Raw genomic sequence first — 21,288 nt, forward strand, 5'->3', positions numbered from 1 at the left:
CCGCCGGCGTCACAGAACGTCATGCGCCCTGGTTTTCATTTTGAGAATGATTCTCATATACTCCTGGGATGCACCTCGTGATCGTCACCTCCCTCGACGCGCTCAGTCGCAACAGTGCCGTCCTCGAGCTCTCCGCTCACCGCCCCGGGACTCCCGTAGTGCTGCACGATCTGCTCGACGACGGCCTGGTGACCCGCCGTGTCCACATCGACTCCGAGCTGACCGAACGCGGATCGAGCGTCCTGGAGCACGGTTGCCTGAGCTGCACCGTCCGCTTCGAGCTGGGCCCCACCCTGCTGCGGCTGGCCGCCGCCGGCGCCACCCACGCCATCGTGGGGCTCCCACCGGGCACCACCGCCGAGAACGCCGTCGACGGCCTGTTCACCATCGCCCCCGAGACGTTCGTGGTGGACACCGTGGCGTTGTCGGTCTGCGCGGAGGACGTCGAGGATCAGCTGTGGGACCACCACACCCTGTTCGCTTCCGGGTACACCGCCGTCCCCGGAGACTCCCTTACGCCCGGCGAATTCCTGATCGGCGAGTTCCTCTTCTCCGACACCGTGCTCACCACCACCAGTGAGCTCCTGCCCGGCGATCCGGCACTCTCCGACCGCGGGATCGCCCTGATCGGGGAACTGGCACCGCACACCCGGATCTCTCCCGTCGTCCCGGGGTCCGCAGCCGCGCCTGCCCTCGGACACCACGACCACGCGGCCGCCCGCGAGCGCAGTTCCCCCGGTACGGTGACCGTGCGACCCACGGCGTCGACGCCGTTCCGGACCATCGAGCACCGCATCGACCGCCCGCTGCACCCCGACCGCTTCCGGACCGCCCTCGGCACCATCGCCCAGGGGTGCTGCTACGTACGCGGCAGCGTCTGGATCGCCGGGATCCTGGACACGCGCGTGGCGCTGCACGGCGCGGGGCCACGGATCGCCCTGGGCGACGGCGGCACCTGGGGCGCCGGCACCGCCCACGGCGAAGGGTACCGAGGCACCCACATCGCGCTCACCGGCGACGATATGGACGACTCCGACATCGCCCGCCTGCTCGACGCCTGCGCCCTCACCGACGACGAGCTACGCACCTCACCCGCCACGTTCCGACGCCCCGCATCCCACCACTGAAGGAGCACCACCATGAAAGTACGCAACTCACTCCGGGCACTGAAGAAGATCCCGGGATCGCAGGTGGTCCGCCGCCGCGGCAGGACCTTCGTCATCAACAAGAAGAACCCGCGCATCAAAGCTCGCCAGGGCTGATCCGATGACCGGCAGCGGGACCCGGGGCCCGAGCGGGGTCGTCGTGGCACTGTGCACCGGGCACCGTTGCGCAGCGCTGACGCGCCGGGGCGGGGACGGCGGCCTCGGCGCCGCCGTCTCGCGCTCCACGGGCGGCGTCCTCATCTCCGCACCCTGCCTGCAGCAGTGCGCGCGAGGTGCCGTGGGCGCCGTCGCCCTCCGGGTGGACGGCGCCGGCACCACCGGCCCCTCGGTCTGGCTCGGCGGGCCCGCCGGCGCCGGGCGGCCCCCGCCCCCGGCCGGCTGGGTCGGGGGGCAGCGCAGGGGCCGGGCACGGGGCTGCCCGCGGAGCTGGCCGGCGGCGTCCTCGGCAGCGGCCACCGGGACGGCTGGCGGCGTCGGACGGCTGACCGGACGAGCGACCACCCCTCGGCCGTTGACCCGGCTTCCACCCGAGTGCCAGGGTGGCAGCATGAGCACCGAGGACAGCGAGAACAGCGGGATCCGGATCACCGACGACACCGCGGGCAGCCGGTACACCGCCACCGTGGACGGACAGGCGGTGGGGGTGGCCGAGTACGAACGCTCCGGCGACACCATCGTGTTCACGCACACCGTGGTGGACCACGAGTCCGAGGGCCGGGGAGTAGGCACGGCGCTCGTCCGGCACGCCCTGGACGAGGCGCGCGAGCAGCAGCTCACGGTGGTGCCGCAGTGCCGGTTCGTGGCGGCCTTCATCGGCGACCACCCCGACTACCAGGACCTCCTGGGCTGAGCACGGACCGCGCCGGCCGGCAGCAACCGACGACGCTAGCCGGCAAAGACGTCCAGCAGACGCAGCTGCGGCGACCACAGCGCGATCGACCCGCCTGCGCGGGAGAGAACGGGAGCGTCGAGCCCGCTGTAGCAGTCCGCGGCGGAGTCCGGCCCACGGCCGGTGTGGACCCGGAGCTCCGCCCCCGGGCGGAGCACCTGCCCCTCCCCGATCGTCAGGACGGCGGTGAGCGAGGTCCGCAGGAAGTACCCGCCGAGATCGCGGGGGACCTCCGAGACGTTCCGCAGGGTCACGCACTCCGCGGCGGCGGCCTCCTCGGGCGACCCGGCGTCAGCCGCGGGCGCGGGGGTGACACCACTGATCTCGCGCTCCTGCACCGCGGGCACCGGGCCACCCTGCAGCCCGAGGGCGTTCTGGATCGGGAAGTCCGTGGTGACGGCGTCCACCCCGAGCTCCACCACCCGGCGGACCGCCGCCGGCGAGTTGGCCGTGTACACGCTCATCGTCAGACCGGCGGCATGGACGGCATCCACGTCCTGCTGCGTCAGCGCGCGGTGGAACGCGCCCACGGAGTCCACGTGACCGGCCCAGGAGGCGAGGATGTCCGGCGTCGGGACCAGGAACGTCAGCTGCTGCAGCGGGATCTCGGGGGCCAGTGCCGCGAACGCGCGGGTGAACTCCTCGTCGAAGCAGATGACCTGCACCCTGCCCGCCGCCACGAGCCGCTGCCAGCGCGGATCCGTACGGAGCTGCTCCGCCAGGAGGTCGCCGATCCCGGGGGAGGTCACGGGTGACTTCCCCTCGATGTACACGCCGATGCCGTTCCCGGCGGCGTCGGCGACGTCGTCGAGGTGCGGTATGCGTTCGCCGGTGAAGCGGGCGTCGAAGGAGGATCCGGCGTCGAGCTGCTGCAGTTCCGCCCACGTGAAGGAGGTGATCGGATCATCGGCGCGATCGGGGAAGACCTCCGCCACGTCCGTGGTGCGGGCGGGGACGTCGTCGTGGAAGACGAACGGCACTCCGTCGGCGCTCAGCTGGACGTCGATCTCGAAGAATTCCGCGCCGGCCGCGAGCGCGTCCCGGAAGCCCGCCGTCGTGTTCTCGGGTGCCGTCCCCGCTGCACCGCGGTGGCCCACGAGCACCGGCCCGCCCGGCCGGGAGGGTTCCGGGTCGGCCCTCCGCCCCGGTGCGGTGGAGGCGGGAACCGTGAGGAGCGAGAGCCCGGCGACGGCGATGGCACTGTGGACGAAGCGGCCGGCGTGGAAGGTCATGGCAGATCCTCTCGGGGCGTACGGTGCGGGAGCCGGGAGCGTTCCCCGCTCCAGTGAACAGGGCCCACCCGACCGGGCAGTCAACGACGCGTGAACTGCCGGTGAAGCCTGCCTCAGGCACGCCCCTTGAGGATCAGGTTCCAGTACACCTTCGGCAGCACGATCCGCTCGATGACGAAGGTCAGCCGGCGCTCACGCGCGAGCCCGTCCCAGCCGGGGACGGTGGGCATGGGCGAGTACCTGTCGTCGAACTCCGAGAACACCACCGTGCTGCGGCTGACCACGAACGGGCACGCCGAGTAGGAGTTGTACCGGGCGGTAGGCGTCCGCCCCTTGATGACGGCCCTGAGGTTCTTGGCGAGCACCTTGGCCTGCGGGCGCAGCGCCGCCCCCGACTTCGAGTTGAGCGTGGACGCCGCGTCCCCGAGCGACCAGATCTCCGGGAACCGGGGGTGGCGGAGCAGGAGCGGGTCCACCTCGACGAAACCTCCCGGATTACCGGGCGCCGGGAGATCGGTGGTCTTCAACCAGTCGGGGGCCGACTGGGGTGGTACGGCGTGCAGGACGCTGTACCCGAGCTCCTCCACAGCGCCGGTGGGGGTGTGCTCGAGCCGGACCGTCCGCGCGTCCGGGTCCACGGAGGCGAGCTCGGTGCTGTAGCGGACCTCGATGCCGTACTCCTCGATCTTCCGGCCGAGTTCCTCGTCGATGAGGTCCATGCCGAAGATGGTGGGGGTGGGGACCACGAGCACCACCCGGATGTCCTGCAGCACCCCCTGCCGGCGCCAGTGGTCGCAGGCCAGGTACATGGGTTTCTGCGCGGCCCCGGCACAGGACGCCGGACCCGGGGGCTGGGTGAACACCACGGTGCCGTGCGTGAGGTCGCGGAAGAGCCTCCATGCCTTCGGCGCCAGTTCGTAGTCGTAGTTCGAGCCGCCGTGGGGACCGTCCATGGCCTCCTTCAAACCGGGTACGGAGGTCCAGTCGTTCTGGATCCCGGGGCAGACCACCAGGTGGTCGTAGCCCACCGACGAGCCCGAGGCCAGGGACACCGTGCGGGTGTCCGTGCTGACGGCCTCGGCCCGGTCCTGGATCCAGGTGGTTCCCCTCGGTGTCACGGCGGACTGCAGGCGCACCGCCTCGAAGGCGTCCGCCGTCCCACCCGCGATGTGCGAGAAGAGGGGCTGGTAGAGGTGACGTCCCCGCGGCTCGACGATCGCGACGTCCTTGATGCCGTACCGCTGCAGACGCCCGGCCAGGGACACCCCGGCATTGCCGCCACCGATGATCAGCACCTGGTGATGACGGTTCTCGCCGGGGGCGGGCAGCACGGGGACGGCGCGGTGCGGTGCTCTGGTGCTCGTGCTGGATCCGATGGCTGCCACCTCTTCTGCTCACCCCGCTGAACCTGTTCCCCGACCGTACCGCTCCGCACCGACACCGGTGGGTCGGTCCGGGTGCGGCCCCGGCTACGCTGTGTCCATGACCGCCATCTCCACCATCGTCTCTCTTCCCACCCTGCGCCGGGTGGCCCTTCGCACGGTTGCCGCCGGGCTCGCCGTCCAGGGGGCCGTGATCGCGGCCCTGATCACCACGGACCTGGTCAAGAAGAAGAGGCGGTCCGCGCGATCGGGCTTCCCGCGGCCCGGGACCTTCGGGACGGAGGTCGGGGACACGTCCACGACCACCTACACCTACGGCGAGGACCTCTTCGAGGACATGCTCGACGCGATCCGCAAGGCGGAGAACCGGATCTTCCTCGAGACGTACCTGTGGAAGGACGACGAGGTGGGTACCGCGTTCCGCGACGCCCTCAACGACGCCGCCGAACGCGGTGTGGACGTCTACGTCATCTACGACCACTTCGGGAACCTGGTGGTGCCGCCGTCGTTCTACACCTTCCACCCCGACGTCCACGTCTTCCGCTTCCCGGCCCTGGGGCCGTCCCTGCAGTTCGGCTTCGTCAGCGCCACGGGGTTGACCCACCGCAAGATCCTGCTGGTCGACAACGAGACCGGTTTCATCGGGGGCTACAACATCGGTTCGCTCTACGCCACCGAGTGGCGGGACACCCATGTGCGGCTCGTCGGTCCGGCCGCCTTCGAGCTCGGCCATTCCTTCGCCCAGGTGTGGAACCACCTCGCCGCGCGCCAGCCCACGCTCTCACCCGAGAACAAGGTGCACTGGGACTCGCGGATCCTGGCCGTGAACAACATCCCCGCAGACCTGGTGTACCCCATCCGCAGCGTGTACCTGGACGCGATCAGCCGCGCCCAGCACCACATCTACCTCACCACCGCCTACTTCATCCCCGACCGGAGAATCCTCACCGGCCTGATCGAGGCCTCGCGGCGGGGCGTGGACGTGCAGATCATCGTGCCCGAGGAATCGAACCACATCATCACGGACCGGCCCTCCCGCGGCCTCTACTCCTCGCTGCTCCAGGAGAACATCAAGACCCTGCGCTTCCGCAACGCGATGACCCCCGCCAAGACCGCCACCATCGACGGACGCTGGTCCATCGTGGGCACCGCGAACATCGACCGGCTGAGCCTGGCCTTCAACTACGAGACCAACCTCGAGGTCCAGGACAGGGGGTTCGCCGCGGACATGGAGAAGATCTTCGCGATCGACAGGGACAACTGCGTGGAGGTGGACGCCGAGGAATGGGGACGACGCCACCCCGCCGCCCGCTTCGCCGAGACCGTCCTCGTGCCCCTCCGCCCCCTCCTCTGAGCCACGCCCGCGCCGTACGGCCCCGAACGGGCCGGTGCCGGGCAGACCTCAGTCCCGCGCGTACCGGGTGACGAAGTTCCGGAGGATCGCGGCGGGCTGGTCCACCACGTACTCCCGTGCCCGCGCCAGGTACTCCTCCGCCTGCTCGGGCGGGAAGTAGCCGGCGTGGCGGTACGTGCGGATCCGTCCCACCAGCGCATCGACGTCGAGCTCGGGGTGGAACTGGGTGGCATAGACGTTCTCACGCACCCGGAACATCTGGACGGGGCACGTGGCCGACGACGCCAGCAGCACCGCCGTACCGGGCAGCGTGGCGCAGGCCTCCTTGTGCCCCACGTAGGCCGCGAACGACGCCGGGAGGCCGGCCAGCAGCGGGTCGGCCGCGCCGGCGTCGGTCACGGTCACCTCCACGGCACTGATCGGTTCGGCGTAGGTGGCATCGATCACCGCCCCCTGGTGCCGACCGAGGGTCCCCACGCCGTAGCAGGCCCCGAAGAACGGGAGGTCCTCCCCCACCACCCGATCGAGGAGGGCACCCAGGTCCTGCTCCACCCGGACCTGCACCTCGCTCTTGAGCTCCTGGGGATCGGAGGAGGTGAACGGGCTGCCGCCGAGGAAGATGCCCGAGTAGTCGCGCAGATCCAGCTCCGGCACCGGCCCCTCCTCGAGCCGCACCCGGCGCAGCTGCTCCTCCTCCAACCCGCCGAAGCGCAGGAAACTGAGGTACTCGGCGTCCGCTGCGTAGTTCTCGGCGCGCGTGGCCAGGAGGAGGAAGGGCTTCATCCTCCCGATGCTACTGGGGCGTGGGCCCGACGGGACGCCGGGACGGTGTCCCGTCCGGGGAGAGAGGTCCCGACGGGACCGGTTCATCGATCACCGTCGCCCGGCCGGGATCCGCTGCGACGTGGCCGGGATCGCCCTCCTCCTTCAGCTGTCGGACCTCGGACCTGAAGATCCGTAGGGACTGGCCGACGCTCCGGGCGATACCGGGCAGTCTGGGCGCCCCGAACAGCACGAGGGCGAGGACGATGATGATGACGAGGTGCCAGCCTTCGGGCCTCATGGTCGAACTCCTTCACGCGATGCGGGCGAGATCATGGTGTGCTGTCCGTGTCGTGGGTGGTTCCGACCACGACGGCGGAGACCTCACCGTCCCGGATGGTCAGGTCGAAGGTGGTCCCGGGCCCGTCCGGCGAGGGAACCGTGACGCGACGGACGCCGTCGGCGGCCTCGAAGGCGTGGAACCGCATCTCCTGCGCCCAGTCGTAGGAGGGACGATCCGACACGGTCCCGATCGGCAGTACGGCACCCTCCCGGACCCAGGTGGCGGCCTGCATCACCGAGTACACCTTCCGGTGCCAGCGCGGGCCGGCCAGGCGCTCGCCCGTCTCGAGGTGCGTCCAGGTCCCTTCCGGCAGGTAGAAGGAGACCGCGCCCGAGGATTCCAGGACGGGCGCCACGAGGAGATCCGGACCCAGCATGTACTGGCGGTCGAGGTGTGCACAGCCCGGATCGTCCGGGAACTCCATGAAGAGGGGACGCATGAGCGGGGTGCCCTCCGCGTAGGCCTCCTCGGCCGCCGTCTGCAGGTAGGGCATGAGTCGCATCTTCAGCTCGGTGAAGTGGCGCAGGACGTCCACGGACTCCTCGTCCACGAGCCAGGGGACACGGTAGGAGTTGGAGCCGTGCAGCCGTGAGTGCGAGGACAGCAGCCCGAAGGCGATCCAGCGTTTGAAGATGTCCGGTTCGGGCGTGCCCTCGAATCCGCCGATGTCGTGGCTCCAGAACGAGAAACCCGACGCGGCCAGGGACAGACCACCGCGCAGCGACTCGGCCATCGCGGAGAACGTCGACTCGCAGTCACCGCCCCAGTGCACCGGCATGGTCTGTCCACCCGCGGTGGCGGACCGGGCGAAGACCACCGCCTGCCCCTCCCCCAGCTCCTTGGTCAGCAGGTCGAACACCGTCCTGTTGTACAGCTGCGAGTAGTAGTTGTGCATCCTCACCGGATCGGAGCCGTCGTGCCAGACGACGTCGGTGGGGATCCGCTCCCCGAAGTCCGTCTTGAAGGAGTCGACCCCCTGGGCCAGGAGCCCCCGCAGCTTCTCCTGGTACCAGAGCACGGCCTCGGGGTTGGTGAAGTCGACCAGGCCCATGCCGGCCTGCCACATGTCCCACTGCCAGACGGAGCCGTCCGCACGCTTGACCAGGAAACCCTGCTCCAGGCCCTCGCGGAACAGGTGCGAGCGCTGCGCGATGTAGGGGTTGATCCAGGCACACACCTTGAGCCCGCGGTCGTGGAGCCGCGAGAGCATACCCTCCGGGTCCGGGAAGGTCGCGGGGTCCCAGACGAAGTCGCTCCAGTGGAAGGACCTCATCCAGTGGCAGTCGAAGTGGAACACCGAGAGCGGCAGCTTCCGCTCCTCCATGCCGTCGATGAAGGAGTTCACGGTCTCCTCGTCGTAGTCCGTGGTGAAGGAGGTGGAGAGCCAGAGTCCGTAGGACCACGCCGGGATCCGTGACGGCCTCCCCGTCAGCTCCGTGTAGCGGCGGATGATGTCCTTCGGCGAGGGGCCGTGGATGAGGAAGTACTGCAGCTTCTGGCCCTCGACGCTGAACTGGTTCCGGGACACCACCTCGGACCCCACCTCGAAGGACACCTTCTCCGGATGGTTCACGAACACCCCGTAGCCGTCGTTCGTGATGAAGAACGGGATGTTCTTGTAGGCGAGGTCACTGGAGGTGCCGCCGTCCTCGTTCCAGATGTCCACCGACTGCCCGTTCTTCACGAACGTGCCGAAGCGTTCACCGAGACCGTACACGTTGGTCCCCACGCCGAGGCTCAGCTGCTCGTGCACGAAGGTGCGCCCGGCGTCGTCCGTGATGACACCCACGCTGCGCGGGGTGGAGCTGGTCAGGAGTTCACCGTTCCCGAGGAAGTCGACACCCCAGGGGCCCGAGGTGCTGACGCGCGCGGTCAGTCCCCCGGAGGTGATGCTGACGGTGCCCTCACCGCGCTCGACGACGGGATCGACGGCTGCCCGGTCGACCTCGAAGTGCGGACCGCTGTCCAGCCCGCCCTGGAAGTGCTCGATCGTGACACCGATGACGTCCTGCATCGGGGTGTCGAAGGTGATGGTCAGCTGCGGGAGGTTCAGGGCGTCGCCGCGGGAGACGATGCGCTTGGTGGGTGCGTAGACGGTCATCCGCCCGTCCTCGACCACCACGTCCGAGACGTCGCGGGGGTGGAGGGCGGAGAAGCCCTCGCGGTACAGCCAGTATCCGTCGGTGAATTTCATGGATGGGGGTTTCCGTTCTCGGTGTGGTCGGTGCCGCTCTTCAGGACCAGGGCGTCGAAGGGGCGCAGTTCTATCCGGGTGCCGTGCAGCACGCCGTGGAACAGATCGACGGTCTGCTCGGCGAGCCGCACCACGCGCGGTTCCGCGCCGTGGTTGAGCAGGAAGTGGTGGCCGGCGCGGGTGGCGAGCTCGACGTCGTCGGGCAGCTCACCCACGACCGGCGAGGTCAGGCCGGCCTCCGACACCGCGGTGCCGATGATCCGGCCCAGCAGCGCGGCAGGTGCGTCGCACCCGAGGTACCAGGCCGTGCCCGTGCCGTGGGTGTTGCGCACCACGGCCGGTTGCCCGGCGAGGGGGCCCTCGGCGAAGACGACCACGGCCGAGGAGGTCCCGCCGTGCAGGCGCAGGTCCTCGGACCAGAGGGAGGCCTCGTACCGACCGGGTGCTCCGGGAGCGGCGGGGGGCGGCGGCCGGGGGGGGGGCCCCGGACGACCAGCCCGACCGCCGCGGGGAGCGGACGCCACTCCTCACCGGTGGCACCCAGCAGCTCCGCCAGCACCGAGGGGAACCGGCCCTGGCGCAGGTGCGCATGCTCGTCCGCCACCGCGCTGAACGGCCCGACGACCGCCGTCCCCCCGGCGTGCCCCCAGGCGGTCAGTACCGCGGCGTGCTCGCTCCTCAGGAGGAACAGGCTCGGCGCGAGGACCAGGTCGAAGCGATCGAGGGGTGTGCCGGGGTGGACGACCTCCACGGACAGGCCGCGCCCGGACAGGGCCCGGTGGTACGCCTGCAGCTGCTCCAGCACACCCACCCTGTCACTGGGGAGGTCGGGCGACTCGGCGGCCCACCAGCTGTCCCAGTCGAACAGGACGGCGATGCGCGAGGATGCGGGTGTGCCCGCGAGGAACCGCAGCTCCTGCAGACGAGCACCGAGATCCGCGACCTCGCGGAACACCCGGGTGTCCTCCCCCGCCAGGGGGAGGACCGCGGAGTGGAAGCGTTCGGCACCGAAGGCGGACTGCCGGAACTGGAAGAAGCAGATCCCGTCCGCACCGCGTGCGAGGGCGGACATCGAGTCCACCAGCAGCGACCCGGGGTCCCTGGCGCTGTTGTGCGGGCGCCAGTTCACGGCGGACGTCGCGGATTCCATGAGCAGCCAGGGGTTGCCCCGCGCCAGCCCTCGGCAGAGGTCGTGCGTCAGGGCACCGAACTCCCAGGTCCTCGTGTCCGCGGGATCGGTGTACCAGTTGTTGCCGATCAGGTCGGTCTCCTCCGCGAAGTCGAAGTAGTCCGCGCCCCGGAAGAAGCCCATGAGGTTCGTCGTCACCGGCACCCCGGGGGCGTGGCGCCGGATGATGTCCCGCTCGGCGACGAAGAGCTCGAGCAACGAGTCGGAGACGAAGCGCCTGAAGTTCAGGACGTGGCTGGGGTTGTGCAGGTAGGGAGCCGTCCTCGGCGGGAGGATCTCCTCCCACCTGCCGTACCCCTGGCTCCAGAACGTGGTGCCCCACGCCGTGTTGAGGGCCTCGATCGACCCGTGACGATCGGTCAGCCAGGTGCGGAAGCAGGCGGCGGTCTCGTCGTCGTAGCTGATCTGTCCCAGTTCGTTCCCCACGTGCCACATCATCACCGCGGGGTGCTCGCCGTAGCGCTCCGCGAGCGCCGTCGTGATCCGCCGGGCGGCGCGTCGGTACACCGCGGACGACGGCGAGAACTGGTTGCGTGATCCGTACCAGAGGGTGGTTCCCGCCGCGTCGACGGGGAGGGTGTCCGGGTACAGGTGTCCCAGCCACGGCGGGGGGGAGGCGGTGGGCGTCGCGAGGCAGACGCTGATACCGGCCTCGTGGGGGAGGGTGAGGATCCGGTCCAGCCACCCGAAGTCCCACTCGTCCTCGGAGGGTTGCAGGTGCGCCCAGCTGAAGACCCCGAGGGTCACGATGTTGATGCCGGCGCGCTGCATGGACCGGATGTCCTCGGGCCAGGTCTCCTCCGGCCACTGCTCGGGGTTGTAGTCTGCTCCGAAGAGCAGTCCGGTTCGCTCGGTGACGTCGCCCAGCCCGGGGCTTCGGAGGTGCATGCGGATCCTTGGTTAGGTGGTGGATATGAAGAATCGGAAGACTTCGACGGCCGCTACGATCATCGACGTGGCCAGGGAAGCCGGTGTCTCGACGAGCACGGTGTCCTACGTGATGAGCGGGAACCGCCCGATCTCGAAGGAGACCCGCGAGGTCGTCGAGTCGGCGATGCAGCGTCTGCGCTACAGTCCGCGATCCAGTGCCAGGGCCCTGGCCTCGAGCCGCTCCGACGTCCTCGGACTCGTGGTCCCGCTACGTGCCGATGTCAACGTCGGTGTGGTGATGCAGTTCGTGACGGCCGTGGTCACCACTGCCCGCACGTTCGACAAGGACGTGCTGCTCCTCACCCAGGACGATGCGGGGGGGATCAGCCGGGTCACCTCCCAGTCCATGGTGGACGGCCTCGTGATGATGGACATCGAGGCGAACGATCCCCGTGTCGAGGTGCTCGCGGCGCGGGACAAGCCCGCCGTGCTCATCGGGATGCCCGATGATCCACGGGGTCTCAGCTGCGTGGACTTCGACTTCGCGGGTGCGGCCCGGCTCGCCGTCCAGCACCTCGCCGCGCTCGGTCACCGCCGCATCGCGTTCCTCGGGTCCCCTCCGGCATCGCTGCAACGCCATGCCACGTACGCGGACCGTGCACTGAACGGGTTCCTGGAGACGTGCAGCAGCCACGGGATCAGCCCGATCTCGGTGGCCTGCGAGGCCAACTCCCGGAGTCTCGTCCAGGCACTCGATTCGATCTTCTCCGAGCACGAGGCCGTGACCGCACTGATCGTGCACAACGAGGGCCTGCTGCCCATCCTCGGCGAGAACCTCTCGCAGCACGGCAGGTCCCTCCCGGAGGACGTCTCCGTGGTCACCATCGCCCCCCTGGAGGTCGCGGGGTCCGCCGTCCGGCCCTGGACCGTGATCGCCATTCCTGCCATGGAGGTCGGCCGCGCCGCGGTGGAGATGGTGATGGACCGGATGGATCTCGCCAAGCCCGCCGAGCTCCGGCTCATCGCCCCCGTGCTGACGGAGGGTGAGACCACGTGCGTTGCGGCGCCGCAGGGGTGAACGCAGGTCCGGGGACAGCCTGATCATCCCTTGACCGCACCGATCATCACGCCCTTCGTGAAGTGCTTCTGCACGAAGGGGTACACGAGGAGGATCGGGATCGTGGCGAGCACGATCACCGCCATCTGGAGTGCCGGCCCGGCCGCTGCCCCGGTTCCGACGTCCACCTGGCCGGGGACCGAGACCCCCTGGAGCACGTAGGACCTCAGGACCACCTGGAGCGGGTTCTTCGCGCTGTCGTTGATGTAGAGGACGGCGTTGAAGAACGCGTTCCAGTACCCCACCCCGTAGAACAGGGCGATGACCGCCGTGACCGCCTTGGACATGGGCAGGACGATCTGGGACAGGGTGCGCCACTCGCTCGCCCCGTCGATCCTCGCGCTCTCCAGGATGCCCTTGTCGATCCCCATGAAGAAGCCCCGGAGGATGATGATGTTGAACACCGAGACGGCCCCGGGCAGGATCAGCGCCCAGTAGGAGTTGATCAGGCCCAGACCGGACACGAGCAGGTAGGCGGGGATGATGCCCGCGCTGAAGAACATGGTGATGAGCAGCGTGAACAGGATGGGCGTGTGCGCGAACGATCCGGGCCTGGACAGCCCGTACGCGCACAGGATGGAGACGACCATGCTGATGAACGTGCCCGTCGCGGTCACGCCGACGCTGACCAGCACCGCCCGGGTGACCACCCCGCCGTCGAGGATCTGCTGGTACGCCGCGAAGGAGATCTCCCCCGGGATCAGGACCAGGCCCCCTGCCCGCGTGATGGTGGCCTGGGAGGAGATGCTCGTGAGGACGATCGTGTACAGCGGGCCGAGGACGGCGAGGACCACCATGACGAGGATGATGACCTTGCCCGCCCGGCCCAGGGCACTCGGCTCCTCCTCCCACGCGGGACGCTCCGCTCCGGTGCGCTGCTTCCGGAAGGTGGCGGTCGTGTTCTTGGACGCCTGGACCTTGTCGATGATGCTCATTTGGAGTAGACCCCGCTCTCGCCGAAGATGTGGGCGATCTTGTTGGCGACGAGGATCAGGGCCAGGCTCACCAGACCCTTGATGAGCCCGGCCGCCGCACCGTAGCTCCAGTCACCGTTCTGGACGCCGGTGTAGTAGACGAACGTGTCCAGCACCTCTGCCGCATCCGCTCCCACGGCGTCGCGCTGCAGGATCAGCTGCTCGAAACCGACGGTCAGGGAGTCCCCCAGCCGGAGGATCAGCAGCAGCACGATCACGCTGCGCAACCCCGGGAGGGTGATGTGCCACGTCCGCTTCCACCTGCCCGCGCCGTCCACGGCCGCCGCCTCGTACTGTGCGGGGTCGATGGCGCTGAGTGCGGCGAGGAAGACGATGATCCCCCAGCCGGCGTCCTTCCAGATGGCCTGGGACGTCAGGAGGAACAGGAAGGTGTCCGGATTCGTCATGATGTCCACGGCCTGCCAGCCGTTGGCGCGGAGGGACTGGTTGAGCAGCCCTGCCCCGCCGAATATCTGCTGGAAGACGGACACCACGAGGACCCAGGAGAAGAAGTGCGGCAGATAGACCACGGCCTGGATCGCGGACCGCAGCCGAGGGCTGACCAGTGAGTTGAGCAGTATCGCGAGAGCGATGGGGATCGGGAAGAAGAACACGAGCTGGAAGGCGGTGATGACCAGCGTGTTCGTGACGGCGTGCCAGAAGTCGGGGTCCGCCAGGACCCTCGTGAAGTTCTCGAACCCCACGAACGGGCTTCCGGGGATCCCCACGTAGGGCGAGTAGTCCTGGAACGCCACCACGTTCCCCAGCATGGGGACGTAGGCGAAGACCCCGAGGAGTGCCACCGCGGGCAGGGTCATCAGCACGAGGGACCGATCCCGCCTGAACCGTACCCGTCGGTTCGCCCTCAACCGCGGACGCGCCGTCACCGACCCGACGGACCGTCGTGCGGCATCCGGCCGCGGCGTCGTCGTCGGTGGTGCCGCCGCCGACGCCGGAGCGGTCGACGACGTGGTGAGCGTGGGTCCGCCCTGCTGTCGCGAGCCGTGCTCGCTCTCCGTCCCCGTGGCCATCGTGCCCCCTACGCCAGGAACCCGGCGTAGAACTCCCGGAGCTCCTCGCCGCCCTTGCTCTTCCACGAGGCCAGTTCGGCGTCGAGGTCGGCCATGGTCCTGCGCCCGCGGATGATGTCCTTCGCGAGGTCGTCGAACGGGGTACCCAGGGACGCGAACTTGGGGGGCTCCTGGATCTGCATGCCGAAGAAGACGTCCTCCACGACGTTCGGGGCCTGCCGCGCTTCCCACTCGGACTGCGCCTGCACCAGTCCGGGGTACTGCACCATCGAGTTCACGATCGGGCTGTTCACCAGGAAGGCGTAGGTGCTCGTGACCTCCTCCGTGCCCTTGGCGGTGGCCCGGGGGACTCCCTGCTCGTCGCGGGTGTAGTGCACGCCTTCCACACCGTTGACGATGAGCGCGTTCTCCTCGGTCCCGAACGGGGCAGCCATGAAGTTGGCCAGCGCCAGCATCTCCTCCACCTTCGCGGGGTCGGCCTTCTTGATGAAGCTGAAGATGGCCGCGGGCTGGGCACGGAACAGTGTGGGTGTGCCACCGTCCGGGGCGAAGTAGTCCAGGGGCTGCATGTCGAACCGGGGGTTCGAGGGCAGCGTGCGGGCCAGGGCCTCGTGCCAGGATCCCGTGCCGTCCGTCGTCATGAGCGTGGCGCCGGACTCGAAGCGCGGCTTCGCCTGCTGGGCGTTGCCCGCCACGGCGTCGGGGTGGACCGAGCCGTCCGCGAAGAGCTGCGCCGTCCATTCCAGGGCGGCCCGGTACTCCTCCGTCTCGAACCTGTGCTTGAGCTGGTCACCCTCCTGCTTCCACTTCGGCACCACGCCGAACATGATCTGGGCACCGTTCCACACGTCCTCGGAACCCCACCGGTTCTTGGACTCGTCGGTGAGTTCCTTGGCGACGGCGCGGTACTCGTCCGCCGACGTCGGGGGCTGCACACCCAGCTCCTCGAAGAGGTCCGCCCTGTAGAAGATGGCGTCGGAGATCAGGGCGCCGGGGTACGGAAGTCCGTACAGACCCCCTTCGAAGCAGCCCATCTTCCACGCCGCCGTCGGGATGTTGGCGAGGTTCGGGTACTTGAGGACCTTGTCGCCCGCGATGAACTCCGCGAGGTCCTGGAACACGCCCGACGCGGCCTGCCCGAAACGCGGAGGGAGGTTCCACCCGGGGATGACCATCCAGTCCGGGACGTCCTTCGGCGAGGCGAGCACCGTCTGCACCTTGTCCGCGTAGGCGTTGCCGTCGTTGACCTGGAACTCGATCGTGGCGCCGAGCTGTTCGTTGACCTGCGCGTAGTAGCTGTTCCGCGGCAGGCCCGGCGGCACCGCCCACCAGGCCGGGGTCATGGCCGTGTACGTGCCACCGCTCCCCGGGGCCTCCGTGACCGACTTCACGAGGGAGGGAATGGTGGTGAAGCCCGGCGTGGACCCGTTCACCGAGGCGATGTCGGGTGTGACGAGCTCGAGCGGCTTGTAGGTCGGGACGATCTTGTCCAGCGCCTCCGTCATGCCCCCCGCGGTGGTGGCCTGGGGTGTGGATGCCCCGGAGCAGGCGGTGAGCGTCGCGGGAGCCGCTGCGAGGAACACCGCCCCGCTGAGGACCCCGAGGAACGAGCGGCGGCTGAACCCCGACGTCGCCTCGTCGAGCGGATGGGTTGCCGTACCGGTGCGGCGCTTCGCCTGGCCGCGGGGTGAACCGAGCATGATCAGCACTCCTTCGTGGAAATCAGGGACGAGCGACTTCCCGACGGATCGTCGAAGCGCTTCGATTGGCTACAGCGTAGGCTAAGCACACCTCGCCGACAAGACCCGGATGTGCCGTGGCTCACACGACGGCGGCCGGCGGCGCCCGTGCCCCGGCAACGACGATTCGACCGACCGACAGGATTCCCGTGCCTTCCACCCCACCCCGGAGTACCGCCGACGGCGACCCCACCACCCACCCTGCTGTCCACGAGCTCCCCGTCGCCGAGGCGATCCTCGGGTCCCTGACCCTGGAGCAGAAGATCGCCATGCTGCACCAGCACGCGCCGGCGATACCCGAGCTGGGGCTGAAGGCGTTCCACACCGGCGCGGAGGCGGCCCACGGTGTCGCCTGGCTCGGTCCCGCCACCGTGTTCCCCCAGCCGGTGGGCATGGCGGCCACCTGGGACCCGGACCTGATCGAGCGGCTCGGCACCGCCACGGGCCGTGAACTCCGCGCGAAGAAGGCCACCCTGCCGGGGGTGGACCTCAACGTGTGGGCGCCGGTGGTGAATCCGCTGCGACACCCGCTCTGGGGGCGCAACGAGGAGGGGTTCTCCGAGGATCCCCACCTCACCGCCCAGCTCGCCGGAGCCTACTGCCGGGGGCTGAGGGGTGAGGATCCCGCGACCTGGCTGACCGTCCCCACGCTCAAGCACTTCCTCGGGTACAACAACGAGGTGGACCGCAACGTGACCTCGAGCGGACTCGGCCCGAGGGTCCTCCACGAGTACGAGCTCCCGGCGTACCGGTCGCCCATCGAGGACGGCGTCGTGGGCGCGGTCATGCTCTCCTACAACCTCGTCAACGGCCGGCCCGCGCACGTCTCCGACCTGGTGGGTTCCCAGCTGAGGCGCTGGCGCAACGGGGAGCACCTGACGATCGTCACCGATGCCGGCGCCCCGGGATCGCTCTTCCGCGCCGAGAAGTACTTCCCGGACGGCGCCACCGCCTACGCCGCAGCACTCCGCGCGGGCGTCGACAGCTTCACGGACGACGGCGCGGACGCGGCGCCGTCGATCGCCTTCCTCACCGAGGCGCTCGAGGGAGGGCTCATCGACGAGGGCGACGTCGACCGGGCGGTCCTGCGCCTGCTCCTCCTACGGGCCCGGACCGGGGAGTTCACACCGGACCAGGACCCTCACGCGTCCATCGGGGCGGACACCGTCGGGGCACCGGCCCACGTGGAGCTGGCCCGGGAGGCCGCCGCGAAGGCGGTGGTGGTCCTGCGGAACGATCCCGCCTGCCCGCTCCTGCCCCTGGGCGCCACGCCGGGCACGATCGCCGTGATCGGCACCCTGGGCTCCCGGGTCATGAGCGACTGGTACAGCGGGACCCTGCAGCACGAGGTGAGCATCGCTGAAGGGCTCTTCCGCCGGTACGGCGATGTGCCGGGGAGCGGCGTCGTCGTGGAGGAGGGCAGGGACGTCGTGGCGCTGCGGAGCGTCCGGACCGGAGGCTACCTGGGCGGGAGCGAGGACGCCGTCCTCGTCGCCACCATCCCGTCACCCGGCCCGGCCGAGTCCTTCGTCCTCGAGGACTGGGGCGGAGGTGAGGTCACCCTCCGCTCGGCGTCCACCGGGAAGTTCGTCACGCACACCGGTGACGGCTACCTGCGGGCTGCCGCCGAGCGGGTCGGGGGCTGGGTGGTCCAGGAGACCTTCCGCCTGGACCACGCCGCGGACGGCACCGTGGCCCTCCACCACGTGGCGAGCGGACGATGGCTGCGGATCGAGACCGGGACGGGCAGCGCCGCCCTGGTGCCGGACGCCGGTACCGCGGAGCGGTTCGTGCTCAGGACGCTCACCTCCGGCCACGAGGCGGCACTGAGGGCCTCGCGAGCAGCAGGCACGGCCGTGGTGGTGGTGGGCAACGAACCCCACCTCGGGGGCAGGGAGACCCTGGACCGGACCACGCTGGAGCTTCCCCACGCCGACCAGGAGCTGGTGCGCCTCGTCCGGGAGGCCAACCCCCGGACCGTCCTGCTCGTCGTGTCCTCCTACCCGTACGCGCTGGGGGCGCTGGCGGACACCCCCTCCATCGTGTGGACCGCCCACGGCGGGCAGGAGATCGGCAACGGCGTGGCGGACGTCCTCAGCGGCGACGTCGAACCGAGCGGGCGGCTGCCCCAGACCTGGTACGGCCGCGACGAGGACCTGGCCGACATCCTGGACTACGACATCATCACCCCACGCGCCACCTCCCTGTACAGCGGCGCCGAGCCGCTCTACCCGCTGGGGCACGGGCTCACCTACGGGGACGTCCGCTACCGATCGGTGGACTTGGAGCTGATGCCGGGCACCACCGGGACGGGGACGACGGGGCTCATGGAGATCACCGTCGAGATCCACAACGCCGGGAACCGGCCGGCCGTCGAACTGGTCCAGGCGTACGCGACGGCTCCCGGGCACGTCCTCGACTTCCCCCGGCGCCTCCTCGTGGGCCACCGGCGCGCCACCGTCCCGGCCGGCGGGTCGACGGCGGTGACGATCACCGTCCCGCTGGAGCGCCTCGCGACCTACAGCGTGGTCGAGGAGCGGATGGTGGTGGAACCGGGTGCGTACAGGATCCTGGTCGGGGCGTCCGCGGAGGACCTCCCGCTCTCCGTCCCGGTGGAGCTGGGCGGACCCGGCAGCGCTCCACGCCGGAGCGGGCGGTGGTTCCGCGCCGAGGGCTTCGACGCCTGCGGGAACCTCGCCCTGGTGGCCGCGCCGCCGCTGACGGGTACCGCCGTCGCCCCCGCCGTGCCGTCGCGTCCTGCATGGGCGATCTACCGGAACTGGGCCGATCTCCCTACGGGTGCGGTGGGCGACGCCGTGGTGGACGTGGTGTCCAGCGCGTCGACCCACCCCGGCAGCGGCTGCACCGTCCGCCTCGAGGTGCCCGGACACGGTGGGACGTGGATCGCCGTCGGGAGCTGCACGCTGCCCTCCGAGTTCGGCGGGGAGCTGCGCGTCCCGCTGGACCTCGGCGCCGTCGACGACGTACGGGACCTGCGGCTCGCGCTGCGGGGCGGCGTGGTCGTCAGCCGGATCCGGCTGGGCTGAGGCGCGCACCGGCAGGGTGGCGGCCCCGCGGGGTCGGCGTGACCGTCACCCCTGCCGGTGTTCGAGGTCCCTCCACATCCGATCGGGCCAGGTCCGCAGCACGCGATCCGCGTTCTCCCGGACCTCGTCCGGTGTGCGCATCCCCACGACGACGGCGGCGACCTGCGTGTTCCTCAGGGGGAACGCGAGCGCCGCCGCGGGCAACGTGCGCCCGTGCGCCGCGACGACGGCCGCCAGCAGCCCGGCCCGCTCGATCAGATCCGCGGGGGCCGGCGCGTAGTCGTAGGTGGCCCCGGAGGGGGGCCGGGCCCGGGAGAGGAGACCGGAGTTGAAGACCGCGGCGGCGACGATGCTGCGTCCGGCCGCGGCCTCGAACACGGCATCGGATGCCGCCCGGTCGAGCAGGGTGTAGCGCCCGGCGAGCATGGCGGTGTCGATGTCCGTGGTGCGCAGCAGGTCCGCCACGGCACCGGCGTCGTTCGACCCGATGCCCACCGCGCCGACCACGCCCTCGTCGCGGAGTTCCACGAGGGCCGCCGCAGCGGTGACAGCCGCGTCCGGGATGCCGCTGACCTCCGGGTCGTGGACGTGGACGATGTCGAGGCGATCCAGACCCAGCCGTTCCAGGCTCGCCTCGATGGAGCGGAGCACACCGTCGCGGGAGAAGTCCCATTCCCGTCGCAGGTCCCCGGGGACGGCGAAGATGTCGTCGTCCCGTGCCGTCGCCGGCCGGCGTGGGACGAGCAGGCGCCCCACCTTGGTGGAGATGACGAAGTCCTCGCGATGGTGCTCGGCGAGCGCCGCCCCGACGCGCCGCTCGGAGAGACCCAGCCCGTAGTGGGGTGCGGTGTCGAAGTACCGGACACCGCACTCCCAGGCCGCGGTCAGCGTCTCCGCCGCCTGCTCGTCGGAGACCGGGTGGAACATGTTGCCGAGACCCGCGGCACCGAACCCGAGTTCGGTCAACGAGATCCCGGTACCCGCGAGGACACGCCCACGCATCGCCTCTCCCCCGCGCTCAGCCAAGGAGACCCGCCAACCACGCGGCCTGGCGGGTCCACTGCAGGAACTGGCCGCCCTCATGCCCGTTGAAGGCGTAGACCTCCATGGACTTCTCGGTGCTCGGTACCCGGTTGTAGGCGGCGAAGACCGTGGAGGGCAGCACCACGTCGTCCATGAGGGCCACGGAGAAGTAGGCGGGCACGCCGATGCGCTTCGCGAAGTTCACCCCGTCGAAGTAGCTCAGGGTCTCGAAGACCCTCTCCTCGCGCTCGCGGTGCACGGAGAGGTACCGGGTGATCTCGGTGAACGGCTCCTGTGGCGTGGCCTCCACCGCGCGGCGGAAGTGGCACAGGAACGGTACGTCGGGCATGACGGCCCGGACGCCCCCCGACAACGCAGACGCGGCGATCGCGATCCCGCCACCCCGGCTCCCGCCGGTGAGCGAGATCCGGGCGGCGTCGACGCCCTCGAGGGTCTTCACGAGATCCACGAGCCGCACGGCGTCCGTGAAGAGACGGCGGTAGTAGTAGCCGGCGGGGTCCTGGATCCCCCGGGTCATGAACCCTGCCACGGCGGGACCCGAGCCGTGGGGGGCGGGGGTGTCCCCGCCTCCTCCCCAGCCGCTGCCCTGCCCCCGGGTGTCCATGAACACGGGCGCGCCCCCGCGCGCGCCCCACTGCGGGCGCCCGCCGGCGAGCCCGCGCCCGCCGTTGTAGCCCTGGAACTCGATCACCGCCGGCAAGGGGCCGGTGTCCCCGACCGGTCTGGTCACCCAGGCCCTGACCGGCTCGCCGCCGAATCCGGAGAAGGTCAGGTCCTCGATCCTGACGCCCGTGATCGGGGTGGTCACGGGTGTCAGTGAGTGACCGGCATCGGCGCGTCGCGACTCCTGGAGCGTGGTGGCCCAGAAGTCGTCGAAGTCTTCCGGTTCCAGCACATCGGGGGCATAGGAGCGCAGGACGTCGAGGGGGAGGTCGGTGGTGGCCATGGGCTTGTT

Annotated in this window: 17 protein-coding genes and 2 pseudogenes; 6 read left to right on the forward strand and 13 right to left on the reverse strand. The window is 70.1% G+C overall.

The window, feature by feature from the left end:
• The first annotated feature begins 68 nt into the window (after positions 1–68).
• The 3 genes from AC792_RS01625 to AC792_RS17605 are packed head-to-tail and all read left to right on the forward strand — an operon-like array spanning position 69 to position 2,016.
• A complete protein-coding gene (locus AC792_RS01625; RefSeq protein WP_049828847.1) occupies positions 69–1,127 on the forward strand; it encodes a GTP-binding protein in 1,059 nt (352 codons plus the stop codon).
• A gap of 12 nt (positions 1,128–1,139) precedes the next feature.
• Complete coding sequence (gene ykgO, locus AC792_RS01630; RefSeq protein ID WP_049828848.1) at positions 1,140–1,262, forward strand: type B 50S ribosomal protein L36; 123 nt, start codon at positions 1,140–1,142, stop codon at positions 1,260–1,262.
• Positions 1,263–1,266: 4 nt separating this feature from the next.
• Entirely contained in the window at positions 1,267–2,016 is a 750-nt protein-coding gene (locus AC792_RS17605; protein ID WP_235436299.1) for a GNAT family N-acetyltransferase, read from the forward strand.
• Between the two features lie 35 nt (positions 2,017–2,051).
• Here the strand turns inward: AC792_RS17605 and AC792_RS01640 are convergent, their stop codons facing one another.
• Entirely contained in the window at positions 2,052–3,287 is a 1,236-nt protein-coding gene (locus tag AC792_RS01640) for a glycerophosphodiester phosphodiesterase family protein (protein WP_049828849.1), read from the reverse strand.
• A 113-nt stretch (positions 3,288–3,400) separates the two neighbouring features.
• Positions 3,401–4,618 carry an NAD(P)/FAD-dependent oxidoreductase gene (locus tag AC792_RS01645; RefSeq protein ID WP_442853592.1) on the reverse strand — a complete coding sequence of 406 codons (1,218 nt, stop codon included), beginning with the start codon at positions 4,616–4,618 and terminating at the stop codon, positions 3,401–3,403.
• Positions 4,619–4,769: 151 nt separating this feature from the next.
• Here AC792_RS01645 and AC792_RS01650 point away from each other — a divergent pair, with 151 nt between their 5' ends.
• Positions 4,770–6,023: a phospholipase D-like domain-containing protein gene (locus AC792_RS01650; RefSeq protein WP_082177283.1), complete on the forward strand. Its 1,254-nt coding sequence runs from the start codon at positions 4,770–4,772 to the stop codon at positions 6,021–6,023.
• Positions 6,024–6,071: 48 nt separating this feature from the next.
• Here the strand turns inward: AC792_RS01650 and AC792_RS01655 are convergent, their stop codons facing one another.
• From AC792_RS01655 to AC792_RS01675, 6 genes and pseudogenes are all read right to left on the reverse strand, one after another.
• Entirely contained in the window at positions 6,072–6,806 is a 735-nt protein-coding gene (locus AC792_RS01655; RefSeq protein ID WP_049828850.1) for a glutamine amidotransferase, read from the reverse strand.
• A 10-nt stretch (positions 6,807–6,816) separates the two neighbouring features.
• Complete coding sequence (locus tag AC792_RS01660) at positions 6,817–7,086, reverse strand: twin-arginine translocase TatA/TatE family subunit (RefSeq protein ID WP_049828851.1); 270 nt, start codon at positions 7,084–7,086, stop codon at positions 6,817–6,819.
• Positions 7,087–7,117: 31 nt separating this feature from the next.
• Entirely contained in the window at positions 7,118–9,322 is a 2,205-nt protein-coding gene (gene yicI, locus AC792_RS01665; protein WP_049828852.1) for an alpha-xylosidase, read from the reverse strand.
• On the reverse strand, positions 9,319–9,567 hold the full coding sequence (locus AC792_RS17455; RefSeq protein ID WP_049828853.1) for a Beta-galactosidase C-terminal domain: 249 nt from the start codon (positions 9,565–9,567) through the stop codon (positions 9,319–9,321). Before AC792_RS17455 ends, yicI begins: the two co-directional genes overlap by 4 nt.
• A gap of 42 nt (positions 9,568–9,609) precedes the next feature.
• Positions 9,610–9,846, reverse strand: a pseudogene (locus AC792_RS18115) (beta-galactosidase trimerization domain-containing protein); the annotation flags it as partial.
• A gap of 41 nt (positions 9,847–9,887) precedes the next feature.
• Positions 9,888–11,399 (reverse strand): annotated as a pseudogene (locus AC792_RS01675) (beta-galactosidase); the annotation flags it as partial.
• Between the two features lie 25 nt (positions 11,400–11,424).
• Here AC792_RS01675 and AC792_RS01680 point away from each other — a divergent pair.
• Positions 11,425–12,459: a LacI family DNA-binding transcriptional regulator gene (locus AC792_RS01680; RefSeq protein ID WP_049828855.1), complete on the forward strand. Its 1,035-nt coding sequence runs from the start codon at positions 11,425–11,427 to the stop codon at positions 12,457–12,459.
• Between the two features lie 23 nt (positions 12,460–12,482).
• Here AC792_RS01680 and AC792_RS01685 read toward each other — a convergent pair whose 3' ends face one another.
• From AC792_RS01685 to AC792_RS01695, 3 genes are read right to left on the reverse strand one after another with little or no spacing between them, the layout of a single operon-like run.
• Positions 12,483–13,433: a carbohydrate ABC transporter permease gene (locus AC792_RS01685; RefSeq protein WP_049828856.1), complete on the reverse strand. Its 951-nt coding sequence runs from the start codon at positions 13,431–13,433 to the stop codon at positions 12,483–12,485.
• Positions 13,430–14,503 (reverse strand): ABC transporter permease, encoded by a 1,074-nt coding sequence (locus tag AC792_RS01690; protein WP_082177256.1) that lies wholly within the window; start codon positions 14,501–14,503, stop codon positions 13,430–13,432. The genes AC792_RS01685 and AC792_RS01690 overlap by 4 nt, the downstream gene beginning before the upstream one ends.
• 8 nt (positions 14,504–14,511) lie before the next feature.
• Positions 14,512–16,203, reverse strand: coding sequence for an extracellular solute-binding protein (locus AC792_RS01695; RefSeq protein ID WP_049828937.1), 1,692 nt, complete (start codon positions 16,201–16,203; stop codon positions 14,512–14,514).
• Positions 16,204–16,391: 188 nt separating this feature from the next.
• Here AC792_RS01695 and AC792_RS01700 point away from each other — a divergent pair, with 188 nt between their 5' ends.
• Positions 16,392–19,289 carry a glycoside hydrolase family 3 C-terminal domain-containing protein gene (locus tag AC792_RS01700; protein ID WP_235436300.1) on the forward strand — a complete coding sequence of 966 codons (2,898 nt, stop codon included), beginning with the start codon at positions 16,392–16,394 and terminating at the stop codon, positions 19,287–19,289.
• A gap of 45 nt (positions 19,290–19,334) precedes the next feature.
• On the opposite strand, the gene AC792_RS01705 is transcribed toward AC792_RS01700, so the two are convergent.
• Complete coding sequence (locus tag AC792_RS01705; protein ID WP_049828857.1) at positions 19,335–20,291, reverse strand: aldo/keto reductase; 957 nt, start codon at positions 20,289–20,291, stop codon at positions 19,335–19,337.
• A gap of 16 nt (positions 20,292–20,307) precedes the next feature.
• The gene (locus AC792_RS01710; protein WP_049828858.1) at positions 20,308–21,279 is read right to left on the reverse strand and encodes an acetylxylan esterase; all 972 of its coding nucleotides are present in this window, start codon (positions 21,277–21,279) and stop codon (positions 20,308–20,310) included.
• Positions 21,280–21,288 lie beyond the last annotated feature (9 nt).

It is taken from the genome of Arthrobacter sp. RIT-PI-e (assembly GCF_001187915.1).
Lineage (GTDB): Bacteria > Actinomycetota > Actinomycetes > Actinomycetales > Micrococcaceae > Arthrobacter_D.

Excerpts from the sequence above, each read along its gene's own strand:
- AC792_RS01625 (WP_049828847.1), top strand. The coding sequence starts at position 69 with ATGCACCTCGTGATCGTCACCTCCCTCGACGCGCTCAGTCGCAACAGT.
- AC792_RS01710 (WP_049828858.1), bottom strand. The coding sequence starts at position 21,279 with ATGGCCACCACCGACCTCCCCCTCGACGTCCTGCGCTCCTATGCCCCC.
- AC792_RS01705 (WP_049828857.1), bottom strand. The coding sequence starts at position 20,291 with ATGCGTGGGCGTGTCCTCGCGGGTACCGGGATCTCGTTGACCGAACTC.
- AC792_RS01660 (WP_049828851.1), bottom strand. The coding sequence starts at position 7,086 with ATGAGGCCCGAAGGCTGGCACCTCGTCATCATCATCGTCCTCGCCCTC.
- AC792_RS01640 (WP_049828849.1), bottom strand. The coding sequence starts at position 3,287 with ATGACCTTCCACGCCGGCCGCTTCGTCCACAGTGCCATCGCCGTCGCC.
- yicI (WP_049828852.1), bottom strand. The coding sequence starts at position 9,322 with ATGAAATTCACCGACGGATACTGGCTGTACCGCGAGGGCTTCTCCGCC.
- AC792_RS01655 (WP_049828850.1), bottom strand. The coding sequence starts at position 6,806 with ATGAAGCCCTTCCTCCTCCTGGCCACGCGCGCCGAGAACTACGCAGCG.
- AC792_RS01685 (WP_049828856.1), bottom strand. The coding sequence starts at position 13,433 with ATGAGCATCATCGACAAGGTCCAGGCGTCCAAGAACACGACCGCCACC.
- AC792_RS01680 (WP_049828855.1), top strand. The coding sequence starts at position 11,425 with ATGAAGAATCGGAAGACTTCGACGGCCGCTACGATCATCGACGTGGCC.
- AC792_RS01690 (WP_082177256.1), bottom strand. The coding sequence starts at position 14,503 with ATGGCCACGGGGACGGAGAGCGAGCACGGCTCGCGACAGCAGGGCGGA.
- ykgO (WP_049828848.1), top strand. The coding sequence starts at position 1,140 with ATGAAAGTACGCAACTCACTCCGGGCACTGAAGAAGATCCCGGGATCG.
- AC792_RS01695 (WP_049828937.1), bottom strand. The coding sequence starts at position 16,203 with ATGCTCGGTTCACCCCGCGGCCAGGCGAAGCGCCGCACCGGTACGGCA.
- AC792_RS17605 (WP_235436299.1), top strand. The coding sequence starts at position 1,267 with ATGACCGGCAGCGGGACCCGGGGCCCGAGCGGGGTCGTCGTGGCACTG.
- AC792_RS01650 (WP_082177283.1), top strand. The coding sequence starts at position 4,770 with ATGACCGCCATCTCCACCATCGTCTCTCTTCCCACCCTGCGCCGGGTG.